3 protein-coding genes and 3 rRNA genes are annotated in these 9,061 nt (G+C 63.2%); all 6 read right to left on the bottom strand.

The genetic code is table 11. The features are described 5' to 3' along the window. Positions 1–10: 10 nt before the first annotated feature. The 6 genes from rrf to IIE03_RS09935 all read right to left on the bottom strand — a co-directional run bounded on the left by rrf (position 11) and on the right by IIE03_RS09935 (position 8,826). A 5S ribosomal RNA gene (gene rrf, locus IIE03_RS09960) occupies positions 11–127 on the bottom strand. A gap of 153 nt (positions 128–280) precedes the next feature. Further along, positions 281–3,411, bottom strand: a 23S ribosomal RNA gene (locus tag IIE03_RS09955). Positions 3,412–3,937: 526 nt separating this feature from the next. Beyond that, positions 3,938–5,472, bottom strand: a 16S ribosomal RNA gene (locus IIE03_RS09950). The 16S, 23S and 5S rRNA genes sit together here, the layout of an rRNA operon. A gap of 655 nt (positions 5,473–6,127) precedes the next feature. Continuing rightward, positions 6,128–7,105: a sugar phosphate isomerase/epimerase family protein gene (locus IIE03_RS09945; protein WP_192862597.1), complete on the bottom strand. Its 978-nt coding sequence runs from the start codon at positions 7,103–7,105 to the stop codon at positions 6,128–6,130. Between the two features lie 52 nt (positions 7,106–7,157). After that, the gene (locus tag IIE03_RS09940; protein WP_192862596.1) at positions 7,158–8,162 is read right to left on the bottom strand and encodes a sugar phosphate isomerase/epimerase family protein; all 1,005 of its coding nucleotides are present in this window, start codon (positions 8,160–8,162) and stop codon (positions 7,158–7,160) included. A gap of 97 nt (positions 8,163–8,259) precedes the next feature. Continuing rightward, on the bottom strand, positions 8,260–8,826 hold the full coding sequence (locus IIE03_RS09935; protein WP_192862595.1) for a hypothetical protein: 567 nt from the start codon (positions 8,824–8,826) through the stop codon (positions 8,260–8,262). Positions 8,827–9,061 lie beyond the last annotated feature (235 nt).

Here is a 9,061-nt window from a genome sequence, read left to right as displayed (position 1 = left end):
GTGAAAGGGGGTCCGGCGGCGTCCTACTCTCCCACCCCCTGGCGGGGGCAGTACCATCGGCGCTGTAGGGCTGAGCTTCCGGGTTCGGAATGGAGCCGGGCGTTTCCCCTACGCTATGACCGCCGTAACACTATCGAGTTCACCAACCAACCCAGGGCTACAGGCCCCCCCTCTTCGTTGTGCCTGCCGGCACCCGTGGGGGGTGGTTTGGTCGTTTCTCGGGAACCGTACAGTGGACGCGAACAGCCGGCACACACACAGTGTGTGGGTGTGGGGTGTGTTGTTGAGGTTGTTGGCGGATTAGTACCGGTCAACTCCACCCATTACTGGGCTTCCATCTCCGGCCTATCAACCCGGTAGTCTTCCGGGCGCCTTCCCACCCGAGGGTGGTGGAGTCTTCATCTTGAAGCAGGCTTCCCGCTTAGATGCTTTCAGCGGTTATCCCTTCCGAACGTAGCCAACCAGCCGTGCTCCTGGCGGAACAACTGGCACACCAGAGGTTCGTCCGTCCCGGTCCTCTCGTACTAGGGACAGCCCTTCTCAAGACTCCTACGCGCGCAGCGGATAGGGACCGAACTGTCTCACGACGTTCTAAACCCAGCTCGCGTACCGCTTTAATGGGCGAACAGCCCAACCCTTGGGACCAACTCCAGCCCCAGGATGCGACGAGCCGACATCGAGGTGCCAAACCATGCCGTCGATATGGACTCTTGGGCAAGATCAGCCTGTTATCCCCGGGGTACCTTTTATCCGTTGAGCGACCACGCTTCCACAAGCCATGGCCGGATCACTAGTTCCGACTTTCGTCCCTGCTCGACCTGTCAGTCTCACAGTCAAGCTCCCTTGTGCACTTGCACTCGACACCTGATTGCCAACCAGGCTGAGGGAACCTTTGAGCGCCTCCGTTACATTTTAGGAGGCAACCGCCCCAGTTAAACTACCCACCAGGCACTGTCCCTGATCCGGATCACGGACCGAGGTTAGATGCCCGAAGCGATCAGAGTGGTATTTCAACGATGACTCCACCCGACCTGGCGGCCGGGCTTCACAGTCTCCCACCTATCCTACACAAACCGCACCGAACACCAATACCAAGCTGTAGTAAAGGTCCCGGGGTCTTTCCGTCCTGCTGCGCGTAACGAGCATCTTTACTCGTAGTGCAATTTCGCCGAGTTCGCGGTCGAGACAGCGGAGAAGTCGTTACGCCATTCGTGCAGGTCGGAACTTACCCGACAAGGAATTTCGCTACCTTAGGATGGTTATAGTTACCACCGCCGTTTACTGGGGCTTAAATTCTGAGCTTCAACCCGCAAGGGTTTGACTCGTCCTCTTAACCTTCCAGCACCGGGCAGGCGTCAGTCCGTATACATCGTCTTGCGACTTCGCACGGACCTGTGTTTTTAGTAAACAGTCGCTTCTCCCTGGTCTCTGCGGCCCACCCCCGCTCCCCCCAGCAAGTAGGGTTCACGGGTTGGGCCCCCCTTCTCCCGAAGTTACGGGGGCATTTTGCCGAGTTCCTTGACCACGATTCGCTCGATCACCTTGGTATTCTCTACCTGACCACCTGAGTCGGTTTCGGGTACGGGCGGCTAGAACCTCACGTCGAGGCTTTTCTTGGCAGCAGAGGATCACCACGTTCCCACATAAGTGGTCACCATCAGCCCTCACCCTTCATGTCCCGCGGATTTGCCTACGGAACGGGCTACGACCTTGGACGTGGACAACCATCGCCACGTGCGGCTACCTTCCTGCGTCACCCCTGTTAACACGCTTACCTACTACCGGATCAGGTCCCACGCCTCACCCCCCGGTACAGTCCGAAGACTGTGGTGGAAGGTTCGGGATGGTTAGTCTCACCGGACTCGGTATGGGCGGTTCTTCGCCGGTAGGAGAATATCAACTCCTTGTCCATCGACTACGCCTGTCGGCCTCGCCTTAGGTCCCGACTTACCCAGGGCGGATAAACCTGGCCCTGGAACCCTTGGTCATTCGGTGGACGGGATTCACACCCGTCATTCGCTACTCATGCCTGCATTCTCACTCCCGCAGCCTCCACCCCTGGATCACTCCGGGACTTCCACGGCTGCAGGACGCTCCCCTACCCAACCACACCACTGACAATCAACAAGTTGACCGTAATGTATGCGTGTGGTTGCCACGGCTTCGGCGGTGTGCTTGAGCCCCGCTACATTGTCGGCGCGGAATCACTTGACCAGTGAGCTATTACGCACTCTTTCAAGGATGGCTGCTTCTAAGCCAACCTCCTGGTTGTCTGAGCAACTCCACATCCTTTCCCACTGAGCACACGCTTAGGGGCCTTAGCCGGCGATCTGGGCTGTTTCCCTCTCGACCCACGGAGCTTATCCCCCGCAGTCTCACTGCCACGCTCAACTTACCGGCATTCGGAGTTTGGCTGACGTCAGTAACCTTGTCGGGCCCATCGGCCATCCAGTAGCTCTACCTCCAGCAAGCAACACGCGACGCTGCACCTAAATGCATTTCGGGGAGAACCAGCTATCACGGAGTTTGATTGGCCTTTCACCCCTAACCACAGGTCATCCCCCAGGTTTTCAACCCTGGTGGGTTCGGGCCTCCACACCGTCTTACCGACGCTTCACCCTGCCCATGGCTAGATCACCCCGCTTCGGGTCTAGACCCGGCGACTGGACCGCCCTGTTCGGACTCGCTTTCGCTACGGCTACCCCACCCGGGTTAACCTCGCCACCGAGCACTAACTCGCAGGCTCATTCTTCAAAAGGCACGCCATCACCCCCACACGCCCCACAAGGAGACGCCGAGGCTCTGACGGATTGTAGGCACACGGTTTCAGGTACTATTTCACTCCCCTCCCGGGGTACTTTTCACCTTTCCCTCACGGTACTGGTCCGCTATCGGTCATCAGGGAGTATTTAGGCTTACCAAGTGGTCTTGGCAGATTCACACGAGATTTCACGGGCCCCGTGCTACTCGGGACAACCTCCACCAGGCCGCACGATTTCACCTACGGGACTCCCACCCTCTACGGTCCGGTATTCAACCCGGTTCGGCTATCACACGACTTTCTCACTGGCCCAGACCCTGTCAGAGATCTGAAGAAGCTCCCACTACCCCGCACACGCAACGCCTGACAACTTGACACGCGCACGGTTTAACCTCATCCGCTTTCGCTCACCACTACTCACAGAATATCTCTTCCTGCCGGTACTGAGATGTTTCACTTCCCGGCGTTCCCCCCCACACCCTATGAATTCAAGTGCGGGTACCCGAACATGACTTCGGGTAGGTTCCCCCATTCGGAAACCCTCGGATCACAGCTCGTCTGCCAGCTCCCCGAGGCTTATCGCAGGCTACAACGTCCTTCGTCGGCTCCTGATGCCAAGGCATCCACCCTGTGCCCTAAAAAACTTCAACAACACTACACAGAACACACCAGCACACCCCCTCCCACCCCAAGGATGAAAACCCCAAGGATGAGAACAGAGCCACTGGCATGTCCAGAGATGCTCGCGTCCACTATACAGTTCTCAAGCAACGAACGAACCCACCACCCACGAACGACCAACCACACCATCCCGGCCTGGCGGTATCGCTCCAGCGATGACCCGAACCCTCCACGAAACACCCCACCCAGGAACCCCCACCCCGACCACGAGCAAAAAAACCCGCGACCCGGTCGTGACGATCCCGAGAGCCGGTTGCCTCAGGACCCAACAGTGTGCTCGGCAGACCCCACCCCCAGGCGTCACCCGTTCCAGCCCGGCCACCACCACCCCCCGCAAGAGAGAGGCCGGCACCCGGCGTACTAGAGGCAACCCCACACAAGAGGCAGAGCCCTTCGTCAATGTTCCACCCACGAGCAACCACCCACGACACGTTCGGTCATGGCGCGGCTTCTGGACCCGCCACCCCAGGGGCGACGAGCCGAAGTGCTCCTTAGAAAGGAGGTGATCCAGCCGCACCTTCCGGTACGGCTACCTTGTTACGACTTAGTCCCAATCGCCAGTCCCACCTTCGACCACTCCCCCCTTACGGTTGGGCCGTGGGCTTCGGGTGTTACCAACTTTCGTGACTTGACGGGCGGTGTGTACAAGGCCCGGGAACGTATTCACCGCAGCGTTGCTGATCTGCGATTACTAGCGACTCCGACTTCACGGGGTCGAGTTGCAGACCCCGATCCGAACTGAGACCGGCTTTTAGGGATTCGCTCCACCTCACGATATCGCAACCCTCTGTACCGGCCATTGTAGCATGCGTGAAGCCCAAGACATAAGGGGCATGATGATTTGACGTCATCCCCACCTTCCTCCGAGTTGACCCCGGCAGTCTCCCATGAGTCCCCGGCATCACCCGCTGGCAACATGAGACAAGGGTTGCGCTCGTTGCGGGACTTAACCCAACATCTCACGACACGAGCTGACGACAACCATGCACCACCTGTACACCGACCTTACGGAAACCACATCTCTGCAGCGATCCGGTGCATGTCAAGCCTTGGTAAGGTTCTTCGCGTTGCATCGAATTAATCCGCATGCTCCGCCGCTTGTGCGGGCCCCCGTCAATTCCTTTGAGTTTTAGCCTTGCGGCCGTACTCCCCAGGCGGGGCACTTAATGCGTTAGCTACGGCACAGAACAGGTGGAACCTGCCCCACACCTAGTGCCCAACGTTTACGGCATGGACTACCAGGGTATCTAATCCTGTTCGCTCCCCATGCTTTCGCTCCTCAGCGTCAGTAACGGCCCAGAGACCTGCCTTCGCCATCGGTGTTCCTCCTGATATCTGCGCATTCCACCGCTACACCAGGAATTCCAGTCTCCCCTACCGCACTCCAGCCTGCCCGTACCCGATGCCAGCCCGAGGTTGAGCCTCGGGTTTTCACACCAGACGCGACAGACCGCCTACGAGCTCTTTACGCCCAATAATTCCGGACAACGCTTGCGCCCTACGTATTACCGCGGCTGCTGGCACGTAGTTAGCCGGCGCTTCTTCTACACGTACCCTCAACCCCCCGAAAACGAGAAGCCTTGTTCCGTGTCGAAAGAGGTTTACAACCCGAAGGCCGTCATCCCTCACGCGGCGTCGCTGCATCAGGCTTGCGCCCATTGTGCAATATTCCCCACTGCTGCCTCCCGTAGGAGTCTGGGCCGTGTCTCAGTCCCAGTGTGGCCGGTCGCCCTCTCAGGCCGGCTACCCGTCGACGCCTTGGTAGGCCATCACCCCACCAACAAGCTGATAGGCCGCGAGCCCATCCCCCACCAAAAAATCTTTCCAACCCCCACCATGCGGCAGAGACTGAATATCCGGTATTAGACCCCGTTTCCAAGGCTTATCCCGAAGTAGAGGGGCAGGTTACTCACGTGTTACTCACCCGTTCGCCACTAATCCACCCAGCAAGCTGGGCTTCATCGTTCGACTTGCATGTGTTAAGCACGCCGCCAGCGTTCGTCCTGAGCCAGGATCAAACTCTCCGCAAAAGAAAACACTCTTCACAGAGCTTAACTGATACCAGCTCAGACCAGACAGACAAACTGCCCGATCCGATCCAAAACAACCCCTCCCACAAAAGGGAAGAGCCTTAAACATTGGCATTGACTATCAAGCACACTGTTGAGTTCTCAAACAACCGACGCACACCGTTCCGACTCAGACATTTCATCTGACCCGAATCCGGGGCAACCTCTTAAACTTACCACCACCGATTCCGTCCCGCAAATCCCGGATCGAACCCGAAATCTGCATCGAGACGGCACGATGCCGTATGTCTCAGAGGAGAGGATCAAGCCCCGGCACGTCCAACCGTTCACCGTGTGGTTCCCAGCTGTCCGTCTGCCCGTCGGGCTGACGTCGAGAACATTACACACGTGCGGCCCCGCATGCCAACTCACGGCCGGTGACCCCGGACACACCGCGTCGCCGCAGGTGAGCAGCCATTTTGACGATCCGTTGGCGATGCCCGACCGTTCCTTGTGACGGGCGCCACCGAACCGGCCCGGCGGTTGCCCTCCATGGCGATCGGACTACTTCGGGAACCCCCGATCCGGACACCGATTTTGACGTGGGGGGCGGCCGGGCGCGGATGCCGCCCGCGCCCGGCCGCCCACGCTCACCGATCCGAACGGTGCCCGCGGATCAGCAGTGCTTCGCCCGCAGCGCGAGCATGCGTTCGGCGCTGCGTTCCGCGTTGCCCAGCGAGTCGACCGGGTGCGGCGGCTCGGCCACCTGCGCGGCGTTGTCCTGCTCCCAGATGGGGTGGTGCCGCCCGCTGCCGGCGAGCGCCCCGAGGAACGCCCGGTAGTCGATGTCGCCGGCACCGAACTCGACGATGCTGTAGCCCGAGTCGGTCTCCGGCTCGGCGCGTCCGTCCTTGATGTGGAACAGCGGGTACCGGCGCCGGTTGGCGAGCACGTAGTCGACGGGCTCGAAGCCCGGGTACCGGTGCTTGCCGACGAAGGCCCAGTACACGTCCATCTCCAGGAAGACGTACCGGGGGTCGGTGTTCTCCAGGAACACGTCGTAGAGCCGGACGTCGGGCCGGTCCGTGGCGAATCCGAACTCGCCGTCGTGGTTGTGCTGGTAGAACTTCAGTCCGCGGGCGGCGGCGGCCTCGCCGAAGCCGTTGAACTGCTCGGCGGCGGCCAGGTACCCGTCCACCGTCCGGTCGCCCGTGGGGGCGTTCGCCGTGCCGATGTGCGCCATGCCGAGGATCTCGGCGACGTCGAGTTCTGCCTCCATGTTCGCGGCGAAGTCACCGATCCCCCGGTGCGAGCCGATGGCGGTCAGCCCGTTGTCGTCCAGCAGCGTGCGGATCTCCTGCGGCGTGATGGGCCCCGTGCCCTGGGTGTAGCCGGCGAACTCGATCTCCCGGTAACCCATCTCGGAGAGCCGCTCGAACACGGTGCGGAAGCCGAGGGACCGCACCTTGTCGCGGATCGTGTAGAGCTGGATGCCGAGGTGCCCGGGCGGAACGAGCCGCCGGCCGTGCCCGCGACCCTCGGCGAGCGGGGCCGCGACGGCGGGTGCCGCGGCGAGCGTGCCCGCGCCCACCGCGACGGTCGACGCCGCGAGCCGCATGAAGGTCCGACGCTTCACGTCGGTGGAGGTGGTCATGACGGTTCTCCTTCGAACGGGTCCTGCTCTGGCCGCCCGGGCACCCGGGCGGCTACTCCTTGCGGCTGAACGCCGCGTCGAAGGCCGCCGCCGGCGCGTCGGGGGCCAGGCGGCGCACCAGCTCGAGCGCCTCGGGCGCCCCGACGAGCCGGTCCATGCCCGCGTCCTCCCACTCCACCGAGATCGGGCCCTCGTAGCCGATCGTGTTGAGCATCCGGAAGGCGTCCTCCCAGGGGACGTCGCCGTGCCCGGTCGAGACGAAGTCCCAGCCGCGCCGCGGGTCGGCCCACGGGAGGTGGGAACCCATGCGGCCGTTGCGGCCGTTCGTCATCCGCTTCTTGGTGTCCTTGCAGTCCACGTGGTAGATCCGGTCCTGGAAGTCCCACAGGAACGCCACGGGGTCCAGGTCCTGCCAGACCATGTGCGACGGGTCCCAGTTGAGGCCGAACGCTTCCCGGTGGCCGATCGCCTCGAGGGTCCGGACGGTGGTCCAGTAGTCGTAGGCGATCTCGCTGGGGTGCACCTCGTGGGCGAACCGCACGCCCACCTCGTCGAACACGTCGAGGATGGGGTTCCAGCGGTCCGCGAAGTCCTCGTATCCGGCGTCGATCATGTCCGCGGTGACCGGCGGGAACATCGCGACGTACTTCCAGATGGACGATCCTGTGAATCCGACGACCGTGCGCACCCCCAGCTTGGCGGCGAGCCTGGCGGTGCACTTCATCTCCTCGGCCGCGCGCTGCCGGACGCCCTCGGGGTCGCCGTCGCCCCACACCCGGTCGGAGAGGATGTCGCGGTGCCGCTGATCGATCGGGTCGTCGCACACCGCCTGTCCCTTGAGGTGGTTGCTGATCGCCCAGACCTTCAGCCCGTGCCGCTCCAGCAGGTCGAGCCGTCCGGCCACGTACTCGTCGTCGTCCCACCGCCACGGGTCGAGGTGATCGCCCCAGCAGGCCAGTTCGAGGCCGTCGTACCCCCAGCCGGCCGCGAGCCGGGCCACCTCCTCCAGGGGTAGGTCGGCCCACTGGCCGGTGAACAGGGTGATGGGTCGGGTCATCGTGCTCTCCTCCTGTACGGGTGCTGCATCCATCGTGTCCGGATCCATCGTGTCCGGGCCGCTCCGGCGTCGCCGGCTCGCTCTCGTCGGTTCTCGGTCATGTCGTACGCCTGCGCAGGACGACGGCGGTCGTCACGGCCGCGCCGACGACGAGCGCACCCACCACCCAGCCGACCCACCCCGCCAGGCCGGCGGCCGGCGGGGCGTCCTGCGTCGCGGCCGCTTCGGCACCGTCCGCGGTGGCAGCCGCCTCCGCGGGTTCCGGTTCGGACGCTTCGGGTGTCGGCGGGGCGGCCACGTCGAGCTCCGTCTCCACCTTCGCCTTCTTCGGTTCCTTCACGCGCGCCGTCACGGTCCAGTGCCCCTCGTCGAGCAACCGGGGCTCGGAGCGGTACCAGCCGACGCCTTCCGACGCGGAGGTGAGCGTGACCGGACCGACCTCCTCGCCCGAGTCGGAGACCGCCCGCACCACCACGACGGCCGATTCCTCGACGGGGTGTCCGTCCCCCGCCCAGGTCAGCGTCGCGGAGACGCCGCCGGCCCCGTCCGTGCCGAGGTCGACGTCGATCGGGCCGCCGTGGGCCGCCGCGGGAGCCGTGGCGGCGGGGACCGCGAGCCCGAGCGCCAGCGCGAGCGCCGCGCCGAGGCGTGTGAACCGTCGCATGTCCGTTCCTCTCCGACGCAACGTGTCAACGTGGTCGTTCTTCTCCGGTTCCGGCTTCTCCGGTTCCAGGGGCTGAGCCCGGGGGCCTCGGCACGGGGCCGGAGCGCGTCCACCCCGTGCCGAGGGTGGGCCGGCGGGTCGCCGGCCCTGCCGTCGGCCCTCACCGCACCCCGGACGGCCCTGGGCCGGGGCCGTCGGCGGGGCGTTCGACGCGGTGCCGGCCGACGGCGGTCGG

Source organism: Myceligenerans pegani (assembly GCF_014892515.1).
Taxonomy (GTDB): Bacteria; Actinomycetota; Actinomycetes; order Actinomycetales; family Cellulomonadaceae; genus Myceligenerans; species Myceligenerans pegani.
Note: the sequence above shows the minus strand (reverse complement) of the source record. Positions and strands in the feature narration are given on the sequence as shown.

What these genes read in the sequence shown, in the direction of transcription:
- IIE03_RS09945 (WP_192862597.1), bottom strand. Translation starts at nt 7,105, where the DNA reads ATGACCACCTCCACCGACGTGAAGCGTCGGACCTTCATGCGGCTCGCG.
- IIE03_RS09935 (WP_192862595.1), bottom strand. Translation starts at nt 8,826, where the DNA reads ATGCGACGGTTCACACGCCTCGGCGCGGCGCTCGCGCTGGCGCTCGGG.
- IIE03_RS09940 (WP_192862596.1), bottom strand. Translation starts at nt 8,162, where the DNA reads ATGACCCGACCCATCACCCTGTTCACCGGCCAGTGGGCCGACCTACCC.